This is a genomic window from Plantibacter sp. VKM Ac-2885 (assembly GCF_015351205.1).
Lineage (GTDB): Bacteria > Actinomycetota > Actinomycetes > Actinomycetales > Microbacteriaceae > Plantibacter > Plantibacter auratus.
On sequence record NZ_JADKSK010000001.1, the window covers coordinates 1586266 to 1606599 of the forward strand.

The 20334-nt window shown below is 68.2% G+C and carries 20 protein-coding genes; 9 read left to right on the forward strand and 11 right to left on the reverse strand.

Translation table 11 applies throughout. The features are described from left to right. Positions 1 to 10: 10 nt before the first annotated feature. On the reverse strand, positions 11 to 1288 hold the full coding sequence (locus tag ITJ66_RS07680) for a DUF445 domain-containing protein (RefSeq protein WP_175116194.1): 1278 nt from the start codon (positions 1286 to 1288) through the stop codon (positions 11 to 13). A gap of 83 nt (positions 1289 to 1371) precedes the next feature. Here ITJ66_RS07680 and ITJ66_RS07685 point away from each other — a divergent pair, with 83 nt between their 5' ends. Then, positions 1372 to 1650 carry a metal-sensitive transcriptional regulator gene (locus ITJ66_RS07685; RefSeq protein WP_064296530.1) on the forward strand — a complete coding sequence of 93 codons (279 nt, stop codon included), beginning with the start codon at positions 1372 to 1374 and terminating at the stop codon, positions 1648 to 1650. 27 nt (positions 1651 to 1677) lie between these two features. Here ITJ66_RS07685 and ITJ66_RS07690 read toward each other — a convergent pair whose 3' ends face one another. The 4 genes from ITJ66_RS07690 to ITJ66_RS07705 form a co-directional block, all read right to left on the reverse strand. Continuing rightward, entirely contained in the window at positions 1678 to 2868 is a 1191-nt protein-coding gene (locus tag ITJ66_RS07690; RefSeq protein ID WP_194644271.1) for an acyl-CoA dehydrogenase family protein, read from the reverse strand. Continuing rightward, positions 2865 to 3779, reverse strand: a complete 915-nt coding sequence (locus ITJ66_RS07695) for a DUF4349 domain-containing protein (protein ID WP_194644273.1) — start codon at positions 3777 to 3779, stop codon at positions 2865 to 2867. Before ITJ66_RS07695 ends, ITJ66_RS07690 begins: the two co-directional genes overlap by 4 nt. A 139-nt stretch (positions 3780 to 3918) precedes the next feature. Then, positions 3919 to 4767 carry an alpha/beta fold hydrolase gene (locus tag ITJ66_RS07700; protein ID WP_194644275.1) on the reverse strand — a complete coding sequence of 283 codons (849 nt, stop codon included), beginning with the start codon at positions 4765 to 4767 and terminating at the stop codon, positions 3919 to 3921. Between the two features lie 22 nt (positions 4768 to 4789). Then, positions 4790 to 5641, reverse strand: coding sequence for an aldo/keto reductase (locus tag ITJ66_RS07705; RefSeq protein ID WP_194644277.1), 852 nt, complete (start codon positions 5639 to 5641; stop codon positions 4790 to 4792). 48 nt (positions 5642 to 5689) lie between these two features. Here ITJ66_RS07705 and ITJ66_RS07710 point away from each other — a divergent pair, with 48 nt between their 5' ends. Then, positions 5690 to 6256, forward strand: a complete 567-nt coding sequence (locus ITJ66_RS07710; RefSeq protein WP_194601986.1) for an NADPH-dependent FMN reductase — start codon at positions 5690 to 5692, stop codon at positions 6254 to 6256. Between the two features lie 11 nt (positions 6257 to 6267). Here ITJ66_RS07710 and ITJ66_RS07715 read toward each other — a convergent pair whose 3' ends face one another. Beyond that, positions 6268 to 7476, reverse strand: a complete 1209-nt coding sequence (locus ITJ66_RS07715; RefSeq protein ID WP_194644279.1) for an MFS transporter — start codon at positions 7474 to 7476, stop codon at positions 6268 to 6270. Positions 7477 to 7829: 353 nt separating this feature from the next. Between ITJ66_RS07715 and nrdH the strand changes: the two genes are divergently transcribed. The 3 genes from nrdH (at position 7830) to nrdE (ending at position 10690) form a co-directional block, all read left to right on the forward strand. Continuing rightward, a complete protein-coding gene (gene nrdH / locus ITJ66_RS07720) occupies positions 7830 to 8063 on the forward strand; it encodes a glutaredoxin-like protein NrdH (RefSeq protein ID WP_056007615.1) in 234 nt (77 codons plus the stop codon). An 84-nt stretch (positions 8064 to 8147) separates the two neighbouring features. Then, positions 8148 to 8561 carry a class Ib ribonucleoside-diphosphate reductase assembly flavoprotein NrdI gene (gene nrdI, locus ITJ66_RS07725; RefSeq protein ID WP_064296523.1) on the forward strand — a complete coding sequence of 138 codons (414 nt, stop codon included), beginning with the start codon at positions 8148 to 8150 and terminating at the stop codon, positions 8559 to 8561. A gap of 23 nt (positions 8562 to 8584) precedes the next feature. After that, entirely contained in the window at positions 8585 to 10690 is a 2106-nt protein-coding gene (nrdE, locus tag ITJ66_RS07730; protein ID WP_079706251.1) for a class 1b ribonucleoside-diphosphate reductase subunit alpha, read from the forward strand. 16 nt (positions 10691 to 10706) lie between these two features. Here nrdE and ITJ66_RS07735 read toward each other — a convergent pair whose 3' ends face one another. Further along, positions 10707 to 10874, reverse strand: coding sequence for a hypothetical protein (locus tag ITJ66_RS07735; protein WP_194644281.1), 168 nt, complete (start codon positions 10872 to 10874; stop codon positions 10707 to 10709). Positions 10875 to 10933: 59 nt separating this feature from the next. Between ITJ66_RS07735 and nrdF the strand changes: the two genes are divergently transcribed. Continuing rightward, entirely contained in the window at positions 10934 to 11908 is a 975-nt protein-coding gene (nrdF, locus tag ITJ66_RS07740; RefSeq protein WP_056007612.1) for a class 1b ribonucleoside-diphosphate reductase subunit beta, read from the forward strand. An 85-nt stretch (positions 11909 to 11993) separates the two neighbouring features. On the opposite strand, the gene ITJ66_RS07745 is transcribed toward nrdF, so the two are convergent. The 3 genes from ITJ66_RS07745 to ITJ66_RS07755 all read right to left on the reverse strand — a co-directional run bounded on the left by ITJ66_RS07745 (position 11994) and on the right by ITJ66_RS07755 (position 13438). Beyond that, entirely contained in the window at positions 11994 to 12209 is a 216-nt protein-coding gene (locus ITJ66_RS07745; protein WP_194644284.1) for a hypothetical protein, read from the reverse strand. Between the two features lie 128 nt (positions 12210 to 12337). Then, positions 12338 to 12718 carry a DoxX family membrane protein gene (locus ITJ66_RS07750; RefSeq protein ID WP_079705419.1) on the reverse strand — a complete coding sequence of 127 codons (381 nt, stop codon included), beginning with the start codon at positions 12716 to 12718 and terminating at the stop codon, positions 12338 to 12340. A 96-nt stretch (positions 12719 to 12814) separates the two neighbouring features. Further along, on the reverse strand, positions 12815 to 13438 hold the full coding sequence (locus ITJ66_RS07755; RefSeq protein ID WP_199862174.1) for a flavin reductase family protein: 624 nt from the start codon (positions 13436 to 13438) through the stop codon (positions 12815 to 12817). 208 nt (positions 13439 to 13646) lie between these two features. Between ITJ66_RS07755 and ITJ66_RS07760 the strand changes: the two genes are divergently transcribed. Beyond that, entirely contained in the window at positions 13647 to 14498 is an 852-nt protein-coding gene (locus ITJ66_RS07760; protein WP_194644286.1) for a sulfurtransferase, read from the forward strand. A gap of 121 nt (positions 14499 to 14619) precedes the next feature. On the opposite strand, the gene hrpA is transcribed toward ITJ66_RS07760, so the two are convergent. Then, positions 14620 to 18495 carry an ATP-dependent RNA helicase HrpA gene (gene hrpA, locus ITJ66_RS07765; protein ID WP_194644288.1) on the reverse strand — a complete coding sequence of 1292 codons (3876 nt, stop codon included), beginning with the start codon at positions 18493 to 18495 and terminating at the stop codon, positions 14620 to 14622. 287 nt (positions 18496 to 18782) lie between these two features. On the opposite strand from hrpA, the gene ITJ66_RS07770 reads away from it, so the two are divergent. Together ITJ66_RS07770 and ITJ66_RS20130 are read left to right on the forward strand one after the other, a co-directional pair. Further along, positions 18783 to 19697 carry a DUF222 domain-containing protein gene (locus tag ITJ66_RS07770; protein WP_194644291.1) on the forward strand — a complete coding sequence of 305 codons (915 nt, stop codon included), beginning with the start codon at positions 18783 to 18785 and terminating at the stop codon, positions 19695 to 19697. Positions 19698 to 19744: 47 nt separating this feature from the next. Beyond that, positions 19745 to 20053: an HNH endonuclease signature motif containing protein gene (locus ITJ66_RS20130; protein ID WP_370582638.1), complete on the forward strand. Its 309-nt coding sequence runs from the start codon at positions 19745 to 19747 to the stop codon at positions 20051 to 20053. Positions 20054 to 20334: the final 281 nt, after the last annotated feature.

Genomic DNA, 20334 nt, shown 5'->3' on the forward strand with positions numbered 1-20334 from the left:
GGTCCCGTCGTCAGAACGCGCGGAGGACCGCCTGCGCGACCGTGAAGATCGCGAGGCCGGCGAGCGCGCCGACGATGGTGCCGTTCAAGCGGATGAACTGCAGGTCGCGCCCCACGAGCAGCTCGATCTTCTGGGTGGTCTCGCGGGCGTCCCAACGCTCGACGGTCTCGGTGATGATGCTCGCGATGTCGTGCCGGTAGCGGGTGACGACGTAGGACAGGGCGTCCGCGACGCGGGTGTCGACGCGGGTGGAGAACGCCCGGTCGGTCGACAGTCGCCGGCCGAAGTCCGCGATGGTGCCGGAGATCCGCACACGGAGGTCGCTGTCGGGAGCGTCGAGGGCTTCCAGGAACGCGCTCTTCGCGGCCGTCCAGGTCTTACCGGCGACCTCCCGGACACGAGGACTGTCGATGACCTCGTGCTTGGCGTTCTCGAAGCGGGTGATGGTCGCGTCGTCGTGCTGCAGCTGCTCCGCGAGCTCGCCGAGGTAGCCGTCGAGGGCATGACGGAGCTGGTGGTCGGGGTCCGCGCGGACGGCCTGGACGAAGGACACGGCCTCCCGGTAGAGCTTGTCGTCCACGAGCCGGTCGACGAAGGATGGCACCCAGGTCGGCAGACGGCTCGAGACCAGGCGTTCGAACGCCTTCGGGTTCGTGCTGAGCCACTCACCCGTGCGGTCGAGGAGGAGGTCGACCGCGTCGTGGTGCGCGCCGACGCCGACGATGTGCTCGACCCAACGGCCGATGTTCGGTGCCCACTGTGGGTCGATGAGGTGTTTGGACGCCAACGCCTCGATGACTTCGCGGACGTCGTCGTCGGACAGCGTCTCCAGGAGACCCCGCACGGCGATGGACCCCTCGGCGGTGACCCGCTCGGCGTTCGCGGGCTCGGACAACCATCCGCCGAGCTTCTCCGAGACGGAGACGGACGCGAGCTTCTGCCGCACGACCTCCTCGGAGAGGAAGTTGGTCTCCACGAACTCGCCGAGGCTGACGCCGATCTCGTCCTTCCGCTTCGGGATGATCGCCGTGTGGGGGATCGGGATGCCGAGCGGGTGCCGGAAGAGGGCGGTGACGGCGAACCAGTCCGCGAGCGCCCCGACCATGCCGCCTTCCGCAGCGGCCCTGACATACGCCAACCACGGGTAGCGTCCCTCGAGCGCGAACGCGACGGCGAAGATGACCGCCATGACGAGGAGCAGTCCGGTGGCCAGGCGCTTCATCGAGCGCAGGGCTCGCGCGCGGTCCGCGTCGGCGGCGGTGAGTTCGAGTGTGGGGGAGCTCGTCATCCGCCCATCCTAGGCTCGTCGACCGTGCCCTCCGGTCCGATGGAGGAGGAGGGCACCGTACCCCCTGGTGGTACCCTGAGCCGGTGATCGAAGACATCAAGAAGCGGGCCCTGCACCGGACGAAGATCCTCGAGGGCCAGATGCGTGGCCTCGAGAAGATGATCGAGAACGAGGACTACTGCATGGACATCATCACGCAGTCGCTCGCCATCCAGAAGTCGCTGGGATCCCTCAACAAACTGCTCGTCGAGAACCACCTGCTGACGCATGTCACGCAGATGTTCGAGGAGGGTGGGGACAGCAAGGACGCCGCGGTCGGCGAACTCCTGCGGATCTTCGAGCTCAGCAACAACCGCGGCTGAGCCGAGTCGTCAGGCCGGCCCGAGCCGTCACACGGGCCCGAGCCAAGCGTTCGCGACCGTGGCGTGGGCGGACTCGTCGTCGGAGGGATGGAACATCCCGGCGAGGACGTCGCGGTACAGCCGGCCCAATTCGCTCGCGGCGAAGTAGCTGCCGCCGCCGGCGACCCGGATCGCCTGATCGACGACCTCGCGAGCGGTCTCCGTCGCACGGACCTTGAGCCCGACGAGCTTCGGGAACCAGAGCGCGCCGTGGTCGATGCCGTCGTCGAGGTCCCGGGCGATGCCGGCGAGCTGCGGCAGCATGCCGTCGTACGCGATGGCGGCCGAGGCGATCCGACGGCGGATGTCGGGATCGGCCGCGTAGCTCGCGCCACCGGCCTTCTTCGACGTCTTCCGGTGGGCGGTCTCGACCGCCAGCCGGAGGGCGCGTTCGCCGATGCCCGTGTACACGGCGGCGATGAGGGTCTCGAAGCAGGCGAAGATCCCGAAGACGATGGGGTCCGGGTTGGGCCCCGGATCGAGGCGTCGGACGATGTGCTCCGCCGTCGACTCGGCCCCCTGGAGCAGGGTCGTCCTGCTCTGGCTGGCGCGCATCCCGACGGTGTCCCAGTCGTCGAGGATCTCGAAACCGCCGCGCGAGCGATCGATGAAGCCGTAGACGACCTTCGGACCGTCGGCCGAGGTCGTGTCGACCCCGGTCGTCCCCAGCCAGGTCCACGCGGGCGACAGCGAGGTGAAGATCTTCCGGCCGTGGAACCGATAGGAACCGTCGGGGCCCGGACGGGCTTCGGTGTCGGATCCGAAGAGTACGAGGTCGTTGCCCGCCTCGCTCACCCCGAACGCGTAGAGCTCGTCCCCGGCAGCTCCCTCGAGGACGAAGCGGAGCGAGTCGTCTCCTCGGGTGTGGAGCAGTCGCGCGACCCCCGTCCACACGAGGTGCATGTTGATTGCGAGGGCGGTCGCCGGGGCGGCGGTGGCGAGCCGGGATTGGAGCAGCGTGACCTCGCCGAGGCCGAGGCCGAGGCCGCCGAACTCCTCGGGGACGAACGCCCGGAGATAACCGCACGCTCGCAGCTCGGCGAGGTCCTCGTCGAAGAAGGCGTTCTCGCGGTCCGCCACGGCGGCACGTTCGCGGATGCGCTCGACGAGCCCGTCACTGAGGATCGAGGCGGGGTCGAACGATCGATCGGATGAGTGGTGCTGCGCTTGAGCGGTCACCGGTCCATTGTCGCATCGGGCCCGGCCGAGGTGGCAGGTGTCTGCGAGCGGCGAGCAGCGCGCCGACGGCCCGACCTGACGAGGAGGACCACGACCGCGGCGACGACCGCGAGGGGGAGCAGCCACGGCACCAGGACGCCGACCACGATGACGAGTCCCGAGGCGGCGGCGACGAGCGCGTTCCACCCGGCGACCACACCGCCCCAGAAGTCCGTGGGCACACCCGGCGCGACCGAGCCGGGGGCCACGAAGCTCACGAACACGGAGGAGAAGTCGACCTGATCGGCGAGCGCGTCGCGCTGGGCGACGAGCCCGTCCAGTTCCGCCTGCCGCTGGGACAGGCTGGTCTCGGCGGCGAGGAGGTCGGCCGTCGTGGTCGAAGCCGCCATGAGTCCGAGCAGGCGGTCGACCGAGGCCTGGAGGGCGGTGACCCGCGCGTCGAGGTCGGCGGCCTGTGCGGTGATGTCCACCGCGGACACGGAGAGGTTGTTCACCGTGCCGAGCGCCTGCAGCCGCGCGAGCACGTCGTCGAAGTCGTCGGCGGGGATGCGGACCGTCAGCGTCGCCTGCGCGGCCTGGTCGGAGGTGCCCGGAGTCTCGTCGCGGCTGTCGACGCGCCCGCCCGCCTCGGTGACGATCCGGGTGGCGTCCGTCGCGGTGCTGATCGGGTCGTCAGCAGTGACGGTGAGTGAACCGGTCGTGACCACCTGCTGTTGCGTGAGGTCGGGGGAGGCGGCGCCGTCGACGCCGACCTGCGCGTCGCCGGCGACCTGGCCGGGCGCGGGCATCGCAGCTCGCGAGTCGCTGCCGGCCTCGGTACTCGACCCGGCCGAGCAGCCCGAGAGGACGAGCCCGACGAGGACGGCGGAGACGAACACGGTGGTGGTGCGGGTCACTGCGGAGCGCGTCATGGCATCACCCTAGGGAGCCACCGCACCGCGGAGGTGCAGGGACCCTGGGAAGCGGGTCACGATCAGGTCTCGCGACCCGCATCACCCGAGGGAGCGGCCGCACCGCGGAGGTGCAGGGAGCCTGGGAAGCGGGTCGCGATCAGGTCCGACGACGCGACCGCTGTTCGAGTTGCAGCTCGGCCCAATCGCCGATGGCCTTCGTGGTCTCCGCCGGGCGATCCCGGTGCACGTTGTGACCGGCGCCCTGGATGATCGTCAGGCTGACCTGGCGGTTGGCGAGGACCTCGGCAGCGAGCGCGCCGCGGAAGAGGCTGTACACCTCCGGGTCGGAGGCGATCACGAAGGTCGGGTTGCGCAGAGCGGCCGCAGCGGGGCGGACGTCCCACGGATGGTTCTGTTCGCTCGTCTGCTCGATCGCCCATCGGCTCGCCTCGGACACGGCCTGGACCTTGATCTCCACGTCGAGCGGGTGCCACTCGGGGTTCTTCGCGCGGACGGATGCGATCGTGTTGTCGGCGAAGGCGGCCTCCTGGCTGGCCCGGATGATCTCGGCGTCGTGGTCGTCGAGCGCGATGGCGGGGTCGAGCAGCACGACCGCCGCCGCCCATCGGGGATCGGCTGCGGCGGCGACCGCGGTGGCGGCGCCTCCGAGCGAGTGTCCGACGACGAGGTCCCACGCGGCGTGCCCGACGCCGGGCACGGTGGTCGGCCTGGTGGCCAGCAGATCGGCGGCGTAGGCCTCGACCCGGTAGTCCAACGCACGAGGGGCGACACCGTGGCCGCGGAGGTCGACCGCCTCCACGAGCCAACCGCGATCGGCCAGGGCGGCGCAGATGCGCCAGGTGCTCGGACCGTTGCTGCCGAGTCCGTGGACCACGAGCGCCCGAGCCGGCGCGTCGTGACGACCCCAGCGGTGACGCGGGAGCTCCACGGGCGTGATCGTGCGGGCGGCGAGGCTGGAAGCGGTGTCGACGACGGGCTCGGTCATGCGTTCAGCCTACGGTCTCGCGTCAGTCGAGCCGATCCGGGTCGGTGCCGGTGCGCTCGCCGTTCTCGAGCGCCGAGATGGCGGCCAGGTCGTCGGCGTCGAGGGTGAAGTCGAACACCGCGAAGTTCTCCGCGATCCGCGCCGGTGTGGCCGACTTGGGGATGACGATGTTGCCGAGCTGCAGGTGCCAGCGCAGCACCACCTGCGCGACCGTGCGCCCGTGCTTCTGTGCGATGGCCCCGAGGTCGGAGGTGGCGTCGGACCCGTCCGCGGACGGCGTGAAGAAGCGGCCGCGGGCGAGTGGCGACCAGGCCTCCGTCGCGATGCCGTGTGCCGCGTTGACGGCGCGCAACTCCCGCTGGGGGAGGAACGGGTGGAGTTCGACCTGGTTGACGGCCGGGGTGACGTCCGCCGACTCCAGGAGTCGTTCGAGATGGCTGCGTTGGAAGTTGGAGACGCCGATGGAGCGCGTACGTCCCGCGGCCCGCAACCGCTCGAGCGCGCGCCAGGTCTCGCGGTACCGGCCCTGCCGCGGGGCCGGCCAGTGGATGAGGTACAGGTCGACGTGGTCGAGGCCGAGGAGGTCGAGGCTCGTGTCGAACGCGCGTAGCGTCTCCTCGTACCCCTGATCGGTGTTCCAGACCTTCGTCGTGACGAAGAGCTCGTCGCGGGGGATGCCCGACTCGCGGATCGCGACGCCGGTGCCGCGCTCGTTGCCGTACAGCGAAGCGGTGTCGATATGGCGGTACCCGACCTCCAGCGCCGTCCGCACGATCTCGGTGCTGGCAAGGTCCGGGACCTTGTAGACGCCGAAGCCGAGCTGGGGGATCGTGTGCCCGTCGTTGAGGAGGACGGTCGGGGTGCTGTCTGCCATGGCACCAGTATCCTCGACAGGGCCACCGTCACCGTCGAAAGGGAGCCCATGCCGCAACTCATGATCGTCACCGGGAGCGTCCGTCCCGAGCGGGTGGGCGGTGCCGTCGCCGACTGGGTCGCCGGCGTGGCAGAGACGGACGAGCGGTTCACCGTCGACGCGGTCGATCTCCGGGAGCTGGCGTTGCCGTTCATGGACGAGCCCGCGCACCCGCGGAAGCGTGCCTACGTCCACCCGCACACGATCGCCTGGAGCGAGCGGGTCGACCGGACGGACGCCTTCGTGTTCGTGACGCCCGAGTACAACTACAGCTACGCGCCCGCCCTCAAGAACGCGCTCGACTACCTCATGCACGAGTGGGCGCGGAAGCCGGTCGGGATCGTCAGCTACGGCGGGCTGTCTGGCGGAACCCGCGGCGTCGTCGCGCTTCGACCTGTCCTGCAGGCACTCGGCCTCGTCAGTACCGGTGCGAACGTGGAGATCCCGTACGTCTCACGGCAGATCGCCGACGGGGTGTTCACACCCAACGACCGCCAGACGACCATGTTGCCGATGCTGCTGGGCGAACTGGCCGCACTCGACGGGGCCCTTGCGCCGCTGCGCGCCGCCGACTGAAGCGGGGCGGCTCAGGACGGGTGGGTGTTGATCGGCTCGGTGTCGGGGATCGGGCTCGCGTCGCGGCCGCGGAGGTCGGGGTGCCACCGGTGACCGATCCACGGGATGACGAAGCCGAACAGCGCGAACACGCCGGCGACCCAGAACGCGCCGACCGCTCCGGAGCCGTCGATGAGGAAGCCGGCTGCCGCCGACCCCATCGCGGCACCGATGAGCTGACCGGTGCCGACCCAGCCGTAGGCCTCGGCCGTGTCGCTGAACTTCACGCTCGCCGAGACGATGGCGAACAGCACGGCGAGGGCCGGAGCGATACCGATGCCGGCGACGAAGAGGGTGACCGACAGCCACCAGGCGTTGAGGAAGAGGCTCGCAACGGCGAGTCCGGCGAAGACGATGAAGATGCGGCGTGCCAGCGCGTAGGGACCGATCGGCGTGTGTCCGAGGGCGAGGCCGCCGGCCAGCGAGCCGACCGAGAAGATCGCAAGGACGATACCGGCCTCGAGGCCGTCGTGCCCGAAGGTCGCGACGACGCCCGCCTCGACGGCCGAACAGGCGCCGATGAGGAGGAAGCCGACGACGGTGGCGAGGAGGACCGGCGGGCGCTTGAGCACCTGCCCGAGCTTGCGACGGCTCCTCGGGATGCGGACGCGCCCGACCTCCGGTGAGGAGATGAACCACAGGCAGCCGACGACCATGATCACCGCCGCCAGGGCGATGCCCCAGACCGTGCGGACCTGGGTGGACACGAAGGTGGTCACGACGGGCCCGAGCACCCAGATGATCTCTTGGGCCGAGGCGTCGAGGGAGAACAACGGGGTGAGCTGCTGGGAGGTGACGAGCTTCGGGTAGATGGTGCGGACCGCGGGCTGGACGGGCGGCGTGCTCAGCCCGGCGACGAATCCGACCGCCATGTACGCGGGGACGGTCATGGTGACGAGGGCGATGGTCGTGACGGAGACGGCACAGACCGCGAGGGTGAGGAGGAGCACCTTGCGGATGCCCCAGACGCCCATCCACCGACTCGTGAGGGGGCCGGCGATCGCCTGCCCGATGCTCGTCGCGGCGAGGACGAGCCCAGCGGCCCCGTAGGACCCGGTGACCTGCTCGATGTGGAGCAGGAAGGCCAGCGAGAGCATCCCGAACGGGAAGCGTGCGGTGAGCTGCGCCGCGATGATCCGGGCGACGCCGGGGGTACGAAGAAGGTCACGGTAGCTGCTCACAAGGACACCAGTCTAGGGACCGGTTCCGACACGCGCGACACGCCCGCGACACGCCCAAACCGACAACGGATGTCGGAGGTGCGGAGGAGAATCTGACCTGTGGATAGATATCCCTCAGACGGGGGAGAAAAGGCCGTCAATCCGGGATTTTCGCGTCGCCCACGGGCGTTGTACCCAGTGGAGAACCGGTGGATAACTCGCCCGAAACGGTGGAGAACCCGGTGGAAAACTACAGGGCTGTAACTACTAGCCCTTGGGGTTGGCCTGAACGTCGCCAACTATATGTAGTATTGGAACCCCGGCGCAGGACGCCGCGGGAATCACCAGATTTTGAGGGGAAGGCACGAAGAGCTATGGCAATCACGGTCTACACGAAGCCCAGTTGCGTGCAGTGCACCGCGACGTACCGCGCACTCGACAACAAGGGCATCGAGTACAACATCCTCGACCTCTCGGTCGACGAGAACGCACTCGAGCAGGTCAAGGCCCTCGGCTACCTGCAGGCACCGGTCGTCATCACCGAGGAAGACCACTGGTCGGGCTTCCGCCCCGACAAGATCGAAGAGCTCGCCGCACGTCTGGCTTGAGCCCACGGTCGCAGGCGTCATCATGAGCCGGCTCCAGCAGCACCGCACCATCCGCCCGTCCGGACGGCGACGAGGAGGCCTCCCGTGCAACCACGGCTGATCTACTTCTCCAGCATTTCCGGCAACACGCATCGCTTCATGCAGAAGCTCGACCTGCCCTCGTTGCAGATCCCGCTGTATGCGAAAGACGAAGCCGTGCACGCCACGGCACCCTACGTCCTCGTGACCCCCACCTACGGCGGGGGCAACGGCGACGGAGCGGTGCCCAAACAGGTGATCCGGTTCCTCAACGTGGAGGCCAACCGCTCCCTGATCCGCGGGGTCATCGCCGCCGGCAACACGAACTTCGGCGAGGCCTATGGGCTCGCCGGCGACGTGATCGCCAGCAAATGCAAGGTCCCGCACCTGTACCGCTTCGAACTCTTCGGAACCCAGGACGATGTCACCACCGTCCACAATGGATTGGAATCATTTTGGCAGCAGCGCCAGTTTCAGTGATCGACGCACCGTCGACGAGCCAGATGGACTACCACTCGCTCAACGCGATGCTCAACCTCTACGGCCCGAACGGCGAGATCCAGTTCGACAAGGACCGTGAGGCCGCGCGGGAGTACTTCCTCCAGCACGTCAACCAGAACACCGTCTTCTTCCACTCGCTGAAGGAACGGCTCGACTACCTCGTCGAGAAGGAGTACTACGAGCAGGCAGTGCTCGACAAGTACTCGTTCGACTTCATCCAGGAACTCAACGACCTGGCCTACTCCAAGAAGTTCCGCTTCCAGACCTTCCTCGGCGCGTTCAAGTACTACACCTCGTACACGCTGAAGACCTTCGACGGCAAGCGCTACCTCGAGCGCTTCGAGGACCGCGTCGTCATGACCGCCCTCGGTCTCGCCGACGGCGACCAGCAGCTCGCGGTCGCGCTCGTCGAGGAGATCATCGCGGGTCGGTTCCAGCCGGCGACGCCCACCTTCCTCAACTCGGGCAAGGCCCAGCGCGGCGAGCTCGTCTCCTGCTTCCTCCTCCGCATCGAGGACAACATGGAGTCGATCGCCCGTGGCATCAACTCCGCGCTCCAGCTCTCGAAGCGTGGCGGCGGTGTGGCGCTCTCGCTGTCGAACATCCGTGAGTCCGGCGCACCGATCAAGCAGATCGAGAACCAGTCGAGCGGCATCATCCCCGTGATGAAGCTCCTCGAGGACTCCTTCAGCTACGCGAACCAGCTCGGCGCGCGTCAGGGCGCCGGTGCGGTGTACCTCAACGCACACCACCCCGACATCCTGCGCTTCCTCGACACCAAGCGTGAGAACGCCGACGAGAAGATCCGGATCAAGACGCTGTCCCTCGGCGTCGTCGTCCCCGACATCACCTTCGACCTGGCGAAGAAGGGCGAGGACATGTACCTGTTCTCGCCGTACGACGTCGAGCGCGTCTACGGTGTGCCCTTCGGCGACATCTCGGTGAGCGAGAAGTACCACGAGATGGTCGACGACTCCCGCATCAAGAAGACGAAGATCAACGCCCGCGAGTTCTTCCAGACCATCGCGGAGATCCAGTTCGAGTCCGGCTACCCGTACATCGTGTTCGAAGACACGGTGAACAAGGCGAACCCCATCAAGGGCCGCATCAACATGTCGAACCTCTGCTCGGAGATCCTCCAGGTCAACACGCCGACCACCTACAACGAGGACCTCTCGTACAAGGAGATCGGCAAGGACATCTCCTGCAACCTCGGCTCGCTGAACATCGCGCTCACGATGGACTCGCCCGACTTCGGTCGCACGGTCGAGACCGCCATCCGCGGCCTCACCTCCGTGTCCGACCAGAGCCACATCTCCTCGGTGCGTTCGATCGAGGACGGCAACGACAAGTCGCACGCCATCGGCCTCGGCCAGATGAACCTCCACGGCTACCTCGCCCGCGAGCGCGTGCACTACGGCAGCCCCGAGGGCATCGACTTCACGAACATCTACTTCTACACGGTGGTGTTCCACGCGCTGCGTGCCTCGAACCTCATCGCCAAGGAGCGCGGGGAGACCTTCGACGGTTTCGCCGACTCGCAGTACGCGTCGGGTGAGTTCTTCGACAAGTACATCGACCAGGTCTGGGAGCCCGAGACGGCTCGTGGCCGCGAGCTCTTCGAGCAGGCCGGCGTGCAGATCCCGACGCAGGCGGACTGGACGGCCCTCAAGGCGTCCATCCAGGAGTACGGCATCTACAACCAGAACCTCCAGGCCGTCCCGCCGACCGGTTCGATCTCCTACATCAACAACTCCACGTCGTCGATCCACCCGATCGCGTCGAAGATCGAGATCCGCAAGGAAGGCAAGCTCGGTCGCGTGTACTACCCGGCTCCGTTCATGACGAACGACAACCTGGAGTACTACGAGGACGCCTACGAGATCGGTGCCGAGAAGATCATCGACACGTACGCCGCGGCGACGCAGCACGTCGACCAGGGGCTGTCGCTGACGCTGTTCTTCAAGGACACCGCCACCACGCGCGACATCAACAAGGCGCAGATCTACGCGTGGAAGAAGGGCATCAAGACCATCTACTACATCCGTCTCCGCCAGCTCGCGCTCGAGGGCACGGAAGTCGACGGCTGCGTCAGCTGCATGCTCTAAGGAGCTTCGCGCTTCGTCATCTGCACTTCGACAGGCTCAGTGACCGGTATTCCGGTCCCTGAGCCCGACCCCGGTCCCTGAGCCTGTCGAAGGGCATCAGCATCACCGGTCCGTCGAGGGCCATCAGCATCACCGGTCCGTCGAGGGCCATCAGCATCACCGGTCCGTCGAGGGCCATCAGCATCACCGGTCCCTGAGCCTGTCGAAGGGCCAACCCCACTTCCCGATAGAGGACACCAATTCATGTCAGAGAAGCTCAAGCTGGTCGACCGCGTCCAGGCGATCAACTGGAACAAGATCGAGGACGAGAAGGACGTCGAGGTCTGGAACCGCCTCGTCAACAACTTCTGGCTGCCCGAGAAGATCCCGCTGTCGAACGACGTCCAGTCGTGGAACACCCTGACGCCGCAGGAGCAGCAGCTCACGATGCGCGTGTTCACGGGCCTCACGCTCCTCGACACGATCCAGGGCACCGTCGGCGCCGTCGCCCTCATCCCCGATGCGATCACCCCGCACGAGGAGGCCGTCTACACGAACATCGCGTTCATGGAGTCGGTGCACGCGAAGAGCTACTCCTCGATCTTCTCCACGCTCAGCAGCACGAAGGAGATCGACGAGGCGTTCCGTTGGTCGGTCGAGAACCCGAACCTGCAGAAGAAGGCGTCCATCGTCCTCGACCGCTATCACGGTGACGACCCGCTGAAGCGGAAGGCCGCCTCGACCCTCCTCGAGTCCTTCCTCTTCTACTCGGGCTTCTACCTCCCGATGCACTGGTCGAGCCGCGCGAAGCTCACCAACACCGCCGACATGATCCGCCTGATCATCCGCGATGAGGCCGTGCACGGGTACTACATCGGCTACAAGTTCCAGAAGGGCCTCGAGAAGCTGACGCAGGCTGAGCGCGACGACGTCAAGGACTACACGTTCTCGCTGCTCTACGAGCTCTACGACAACGAGGTGCAGTACACGCAGGACCTCTACGACGAGGTCGGTCTCACCGAGGACGTCAAGAAGTTCCTGCACTACAACGCCAACAAGGCGCTCATGAACCTCGGCTACGAGGCCATGTTCCCGAAGACGGTCACGGACGTGAACCCGGCGATCCTGTCGGCGCTCTCCCCGAACGCCGACGAGAACCACGACTTCTTCTCGGGCTCGGGCTCCTCCTACGTGATCGGCAAGGCCGTGGTCACGGAAGACGAGGACTGGGACTTCTAGTCACCGCGCAACTGCGCTGAACACACGAGGGCCGGATGGAATCCACGATTCCATCCGGCCCTCGTGCGTTCAGCGTGTAGAGCCGTCAGCCGCCGAGGCCGCCGCCGGCCGCGAGGAAGAAGTAGAAGAACGCGGTCGCGCCCTGGACGACGGGGAAGAAGAGCACCGCGATCGCGGTGACCACGATCGTGAGGATGGCGACGAGCGCGACCAGGCTGACCACACCGTTGCGTCCTGCGCTCGGAGCCTCGACGGGTTCGGCGATGAGCAGCTCGTCCATGGTCGCTTCGGTCGTCAGCATCGTTCTCCCTGTGGTTCTGGTGTCCTCGACCCTACCTGGAGAGCCGCCGCGAGCCGCTGACTCGCCCGAGGATGTTCGAATCCGACGCGGAAACGCGCAGATTCGGGCGACTCAGCGACGGCGGGTGCTCAGCGGCGGGTGGACCAGAGGGCCCAGGCGATGAGCACGGGCTGGAAGAAGAGGCGGGTGAACCGGCGGCTGTCGGTGTCGAGGCCGAAGGCGTCGCGGCGGTTGAGCCACTGGGAGAGGTTGCCCGGGAAGATCGCGGTGAAGAACGCCGCGGCGAGGTTGCCGACGGCCGTCCGCTTGACGCCTGAGGCGAGCGCCGCACCCAGGGCGATCTCGACGACGCCCGAGGCGAGCACGGTCGTGTCCTCGTCGATCGGGACCCATTCCGGTACCTGCGCCTGGAAGTCCTTCCGAGCGAAGGTCAGGTGGCTGATGCCGGCGAACACGAGTGCGCCTCCGAGCAGCAGACGTGCGGCGGTGCGGGCTTTCGATCCAGCCATGATGGTCCTCTCGACGATGGTGATGTCACCACGCTATCCGGAGATCGGTGGACCGACGGTGGGTTGCGAGTGCACAGATGTCCAGCAGCAGGCCGCTCAGCCGTCGATCTGCGAGTTCGCGTCGAGACGGTGCCAGGTGCGGTTGTGGTAGACGAGCGGCGCGCCGTCGAAGCTGGGGCTGAACGTCGGGGCGGCGGGAGCGGGCGCCTCGGCGGCAGGCTCGGCCCGGACCGGCTCCTCGGCCGCTTGCAGCTGCGAGACGCTCGACTCCAGCGCGTGCACCGCGATGACCGTCGAGGTGCCCGCCTCCATGCGGTTGACGATGCGTCCGCGGATCCAGACGCCGTTGCCCGTGAAGTACGGCTCGCCCGTCGGCAGGCGGTCCCAGATGGAGGTGTCGGCGAAACGGTCGATCCCGCTCGTCGCGCAGAGCTTCGCGATGTGCAGCTGCTCGGAACCCAGGAGGTGGACGACGACGGTGTCGGACGCGGTGATCGTCGGCGCGCTCGAGGACAGCGACGACACGGAGAAGACGAGGAGCGGCGGTTCCGCACTGACGGAGAAGACCGAGGTGGCGGTGAGTCCCACCGGCCCGCTGCCGTCGTCCGCGGTGATGACCGAGACGCCGGCCGGGTGCTGACGGAACGCCGCCTTGAAGTCGTCGGGGGACAGGGAGGCGAAACCGGGGGCGACCTCGCCACCGTCGACGGGGGACGGCAAGGTGGTCACGGAGGCGGCTGCCGGGTGGACTGAGCTCACGGGGGATCCTTCGAACGGCTGTGGACGACTGCTGCAACGCCGATTCGGTGGACGCTGCACAGGCTACGTTTCGCTCATCCGGCCGGAGCTGCAACTCTGTTACCCGGTGTGACGGTGACCGACCGGTCGGGCGCAGGTCCCGTCGACCTCGCGTGCGTACGCTGGACGCATGCCCATCCTCATCGCCCCGGACGACCTCGCCGCTCTGATCGCCTCCGGGACGCCGGTGCGCGTCCTGGACGTGCGGTGGCGACTCGACGCACCGGACGGACGGCCCGCCTACCTCGAGGCGCACGTGCCCGGCGCGGTATACGTCGATCTCGACCACGAGCTGGCCGACCACGTGCCGACCGGAGAACCGGCCGTCCGAGGCCGTCACCCCCTGCCCGATCGCGAAGCGCTCCAGGCGTCCGCGCGATCGTGGGGCGTCGACGACGGCGACGTGGTCGTGGTGTACGACGATCTCAAGAGCCTGTCGGCGGCACGAGCCTGGTGGGTGCTGCGGAACGCGGGCATCGCGGACGTCCGCATCCTCGACGGCGCGTTCCGGGCGTGGACGGACGCCGGACTGCCCGTGGAGCGCGGCGAGGTCGTCCCGGAACCCGGGACGGTCACGTTGACGACGGGTGTCCTGCCGACCATCGACATCGACACGGCCGCGACGTGGGCGGGCGAGGGACGGGTGCTGCTCGACGCGCGCGCCGGCGAACGGTACCGGGGCGAGGTCGAACCGATCGACCCTCGGGCCGGTCACATCCCGGGCGCGCTCAGCACGCCGACGACCGCCAACGTCGGCGCCGACGGCCGATTCCTGTCGCCTGAGGCCCTCCGCGAGCAGTTCCTCGCCGCGGGCGTGCCTGAGGACGCGACGGTCGCGACCTACTGCGGCAGCGGGGTGACCGCGGCGCACAACGCGGTCGCACTCACCCTGGCCGGCTTCGAACCGGTGCTGTACCCGGGGTCGTGGAGCGAATGGGCGAACCACCCGGAGCGTCCGGTGGCGACGGGTCCCGGAGCCTGAGCCGTCGTTTCGGGTGGTGCGTGCGTCCGGTCATCGAGCTTGTCGAGATGCGCCCTTCGACAGGCTCAGGGACCGGGGATCGCGAGCGGGGCCCTTCGACAAGCTCAAGGACCAGTGAGCGCTAGCCCGCGAGGACCTTCTGCAGGCGCTGCAACGACACCGACTCGGCCGTGCCCAGTTGCTGGGCGAACAGGCTGACCCGGAGCTCCTCGAGCATCCACCGGGCCTTCACGAGGTGCTCCGGAGCCTCGGCGGGCAGCGGGATGGTGCCGCCGGCGGCCTCGAACCGTGACAACGCCGTCTGCGCCTCCGTCATCCACACCCGGTCGCGGTTCGGGTTGTCCGTCAGTCGCTCGGCGCGGTAACGGATGCCGGCGAGGTAGCGCGGCAGATGTTCGAGTCGTGCTGAGCCCGTCCGGGAGACGAAGCCCGGGAAGACCAGTCCGTCGAGCTGGCCCCGCATGTCGGTGAGGGCCGCGAGCAGCGTCATGCTCGTCGCCGCCTTCATGGCCTTCTCGGTGTCGCGCGCGGCCTGCAGGATGCGGGCGACGATGGCGACCGTCTGGAACATGCGGTCCATGACCGAGGCGGACACGCGGTCGCGCAGCGTCTCGTACTGGAGCCGGGAGAACACCTGGCCGTCGGGCACCACCCGGAACAGGACGTCGTCGATGCAGGCGGCGAGGCAGTCCTCGAACAACGCCGGCGTCGACCGGTAGGGGCTCGTCGCGAGCGCGAGCTTCTCGTTGGCCTTGAGGTGCTGCTGCACATAGGCCGTCGGGGACGGGATCGCGAGCAGGAGGAGGCGGCGCACCCCCGCGGGCATGGCGCGGGCCTGGTCGGCCTCCGTGCTCATGATCCGGATCGACACGCTCGTGCCGTCGTCGACGATCGCCGGGTAGCCGCGGATCACGCCGTCCTCCTGGCGGATGTCGATGAAGCGGGGGAGGTCGTCGAAGTCCCACCTGGTGAACCCGGACCGTTCGATGGCGTTGGGCACTCTGGCGGCCGCGACCTTGGCGACGCTCGCCCGCGTGCGCTGCTTGAGGCGCTGCTGCAGCTCGACGAGGTCCTTGCCGCTGGCGAGCGTGCGGCCGCGCTCGTCGATGACCCGGAAGGTCACGAGCAGGTGCTCGGGGACGCGTTCCATCTCGAAGTCCGAGGCGGTGATGTCCATGTAGGAGAGCCGCTTGATCGCGTTCGCGAGACGGGTGGCGAACGAGTCCTCGGCGGCGGGACTGCCGGGGGCGACCGCCGGGACGTCGGCGGGGAGCTCGGCGAGCAGCTTCGCCGCCCAGTCGGCCGCAGGCACGATGTTCCGACGCAGGGCCTTCGGGAGCGCTTTGATCATCGCCGTGATGAGGTCCCGACGGAGACCGGGGACCTGCCAGTCGAAACCGGCGGGCGAGAGCCGGTCGAGCAGGGCGAGCGGGACGATGACCGTCACGCCGTCGTCGTCGCTTCCGGGCTCGAAACGATAGCTGAGCTTCAACCGCTGATCGGCCTGCACCCACTCGGCGGGGAAGCGGTCCTCATCCACCGCCGGAGCGTCCTCGGGGAGGAGATCCTCCTGCCGCATCGTGAGCAGCTCGGGCTGCTCGACGCGCGTCTTGCGCCACCAGGACTCGAAGCCCCGCGTCGTCGAGATCTCGGCAGGGACGCGGGCGTCGTAGAAGTCGAAGACGGCTTCGTCGTCGAAGAGGATGTCGCGGCGTCGCGTCCGCTCCTCGAGCTCACTCAGCTCCTTGCGCAGTCGTCGGTTCGCGCGGTGGAAGTCGAACAGCTTGTCGCGACCGATGTCGTGGGTCCACTCGCCGTCGACGAGCGCGTGCCGCAGGAACAGTTCACGGGCCTGCTCCTGGTCGATGCGACCGAACTGCACCCGGCGGCGCGGCACGATCGGCACGCCGAAGAGGGTCACCTTCTCGAAGGCGACGGCGGAACCCTGGTTCTTCTCCCAGTGCGGCTCGCTGTACGACCGCTTGCAGAGGTCGCCGGCGATCTGTTCAGCCCACGCCGGGTCGATCGAGGCGTTGGTGCGGGCGAACAGCCGACTCGTCTCCACGAGTTCCGCACTCATCACGGCGTTCGGCTGCTTCTTCGCGAGCGCGGACCCGGGGAAGAGGACGAAGCGCGTCTGGCGGGCGCCGATGTAGTCGCCCTTCTTCGCGGTCTTCGTCGCGGGTGGAGCGTTCCGGCCCTTCACGACCGGAGCGACGGTCTGGTCCTTCAGCCCGATGTGGGAGAGGAGCCCCGCGAGGAGCGACTTGTGGATGCCGTCGGGGTTCACCGCCGGCTCGTTGATCGTCAGGCCGAGGGGCTTCGCGAGCTGGCGCAGCTGGCGGTAGACGTCGTGCCACTCGTGGACGCGGAGATAGTTGAGGAACTCGTTCTTGCAGAGCCGGCGGAACGCGCTCGACGACAGCTCGTCCTGTTTCTCCTCGAGGTAGTTCCAGAGGTTCAGGAGGGCGAGGAAGTCGCTCGTGGGGTCGACGAACCGGCGGTGCAGTTCGTCCGCCTTCTGCCGGTGCTCGAGCGGTCGTTCGCGTGGGTCCTGGATGGTGAGCGCCGCGACGATCGCGAGCACCTCCCGCGACACCCCGTGCCGCTTCGACTCCACGACCATGCGCGCGAACCGCGGATCGATCGGCAGGCGGCTGAGGTCGCGCCCCACCCGCGTGAGGCGTGGACCGCCGCCGCGAGGTGAGCCGTCGGCGAAGGTGCGCGTCTCGATCGCGCCGAGTTCGGACAGCAGGTCGACGCCGTCCTTGATGCCGCGGGCGTCCGGTGGTTGGAGGAAGGGGAAGGCGGCGATGTCGCCGAGGCCGAGGGAGATCATCTGGAGGATCACCGCGGCGAGGTTCGTGCGGAGGATCTCCGGTTCGGTGAACTCCGGGCGCTTCGCGAAGTCGTCCTCCGAGTAGAGCCGGATGGCGATGCCGTCGCTCGTGCGGCCGGAGCGACCCGAACGCTGGTTCGCCGACGCCTGCGAGATCGCCTCGATGGGGAGCCGCTGCACCTTGGATCGCACGCTGTAGCGCGAGATGCGGGCGGTTCCGGCGTCGATCACGTACTTGATGCCGGGCACCGTGAGGCTCGTCTCGGCCACGTTCGTCGCGAGGATGATGCGCCGGCGGAGGCCTGCCACGGTCGACGGCTGGAACACGCGGTGCTGGTCGGCGGAGGAGAGCCGGCCGTAGAGCGGCAGCACCTCGGTGCCGGGCAGGTTGCGCCCGCGGATGGCGTCGGCGGCGTCGCGGATCTCCGTCTCACCGGACAGGAAGACGAGGACGTCGCCCATCGACTCCCGCGCCAGCTCGTCGAGGGCCGCATTGATGCCTTCGAGGTAGTCGCGGTCGGCGGCCTCGGACTCGGGGGCGTCCTCATCGTCGTCCGTGGGCTCGTCGGCCACGAGCGGCCGGTAGCGGATCTCGACCGGGTACGTGCGGCCGGAGACCTCGACGATGGGCGCTCCGTCGAAGTGCTTCGAGAAGCTCTCCGGGTCGATCGTCGCGGACGTGATGATGACCTTGAGGTCGGGGCGCTGGGGGAGGAGCTGCTTGAGGTAGCCGAGCAGGAAGTCGATGTTGAGGCTGCGCTCGTGCGCCTCGTCGATGATGATCGTGTCGTACTTGCGCAGCATCCGGTCGCGGTGGATCTCGTTCAGCAGGATGCCGTCGGTCATCAGCTTGATCTTCGTCGCCTTCGACGCCTGATCGGTGAAGCGGACCTGGTAGCCGACGATGCCACCGAGCTCCTGGCCGAGCTCCTCCGAGATGCGTTCGGCGATCGTGCGCGCGGCCAGTCGTCGGGGCTGCGTGTGCCCGATGGATTCGCGACCGAGCTCGAGGCAGATCTTCGGCAGCTGGGTGGTCTTGCCGGAACCCGTCGCCCCGGCGACGATGACGACCTGGTGCTCGCTGATGGCACGCGCGATGTCCGCGCGGGCGGCACTGACCGGCAGCTCGGGCGGGTAGGAGATTCGGAGGTCGGACATCAGCCCTCCATCGTATCGGGCTGGACGCGGTGTGCTGCCGCTCCGGACCTCCTGATCCGCGAACCCGTCCCCGGTCCCTGAGCCACCTCCGCCGGTCCCTGAGCCAATTCCCCCGGTCCCTGAGTCGCCTTCCCCGGTCCCTGAGCCTGTCGAGGGCATACGACGAACCTCACGAATCCGGCGCTGTTCCCCCGGTCCCTGAGCCTGTCGAAGGGCACACGAGGACACTTCCACAAACGCCTCGACTCGGCATCTGGAATGTCAGTGGCCCATGATGGACTTGTCCCATGACCGAGACCACCCTCACCGCGACCCGTGTCGGCGACGAGTACGCCGCGCAGCTCGCGGAGTTCTCGGACGAGTACGCAGAGATCCATCGGCTGCGGGCGGCCCTCGACGCGCGTGAGGCCCGGCTCCTGGCCCGCTCCGCCGCCTACGCGGACGCCTTCGCCGACGCCACGGTCCCGGCGATCTTCCCGCCGGCGGAGCGCCAGGCGCTCTCACACCGCTCGACGTGTGCGGCGCTCGCGATGGCGACCCGCACGCCCGAGCGGACCGTGCAGCGTGCGACGAACGACGCGGAACGCCTCGTGAACGAAGCGCCGGCCGTGCTCGAATCACTCGAGGCAGGCCGCATCTCGGCGCGGCACGCGCAGACGATCATCGACCAACTCGGCGACGTCCCGACTGCCGGGCGGGCTGTGTTCCTGGAGGCGGTATTGCCGGCCGCGGAGCAGCTGACCAATGCGAACCTCCGCAGGCGCGCCCGCGTCCTGCGCGAGGGTCTTCACCCCGAGTCCATCACCGCCCGCGCAACCCGCTCGGAAGCAGACCGCCGGGTCGAGTTCGAACCCGCAGCCGACGGCATGGCGTGGGTGCACTCGTTCACCACCGCACCCATCGCGCAGGGCATCTCCGAGCGAGTCGAAGCGGCCGCCGCAGAGTCACGCCAGGCCGGCGACTCCCGCACCTGCGGACAGCTCCAGGCGGACGCCCTTGCAGCACTCGCACTGACCGGTGTCACGCCGGAAGACGTCATGTCGAGCCCGGTGGTCCCGCACCCGATCGAGGTGCAGGAGCACATCACGCCGACCGTGCAGATCACGGTCCCAGCGCTGACCATGGCCGGCGTCTCGACGCCCCGGCCACGCTCGACGGATACGGGCCGATCGACCCCGAGACCGCCGCGCGCATCGCGGTGAACGCGCCGAGCTTCACCCGGATCCTCGTCCAACCCGAGACCGGCGCGGTGCTCTCCGTCGGGCGGAATCAGTACCGCATTCCGGCCGATCTGCAACGGGCAGTTCGCCTGCGGGACGGCACCTGTCGGGCACCTGGCTGCGGCAGACGCGCCAGGGCCTGCGATCTCGACCATTCGGTCGCGTGGGAGGACGGCGGCGCCACGGATGGCGGGAATCTCGCGTGTCTCTGTCGACATCACCATCGGATGAAGCATCTCCCAGGGTGGAACCTCGACCACGGTCCCGGTGGGGTGCTCGAGTGGACGACACCTGACGGGAAGCCGTATCGGACCGAACCCGATCCCGCGCCCTTCTGACCAGTTTTGCTCCCTGAGCCTGTCGAAGGGGGTGGGTCCTCGTGGGCACTTCGACAAGCTCAGTGACCGGGAGAAGTCTGTCGCACCGCTTCGGTCCCCGAGCTGTGCCGCACTTCGACAGGCTCAGTGACCGGGAGAGGTGTGCCCGGGACGATGAGGCGTCCTCGTGGGCACTTCGACAAGCTCAGTGACCGGGGAGGACAAGCTCAGTGACCGGGAGAGGTGTGCCCGGGACGATGAGGCGTCCTCGTGGGCACTTCGACAAGCTCAGTGACCGGGGA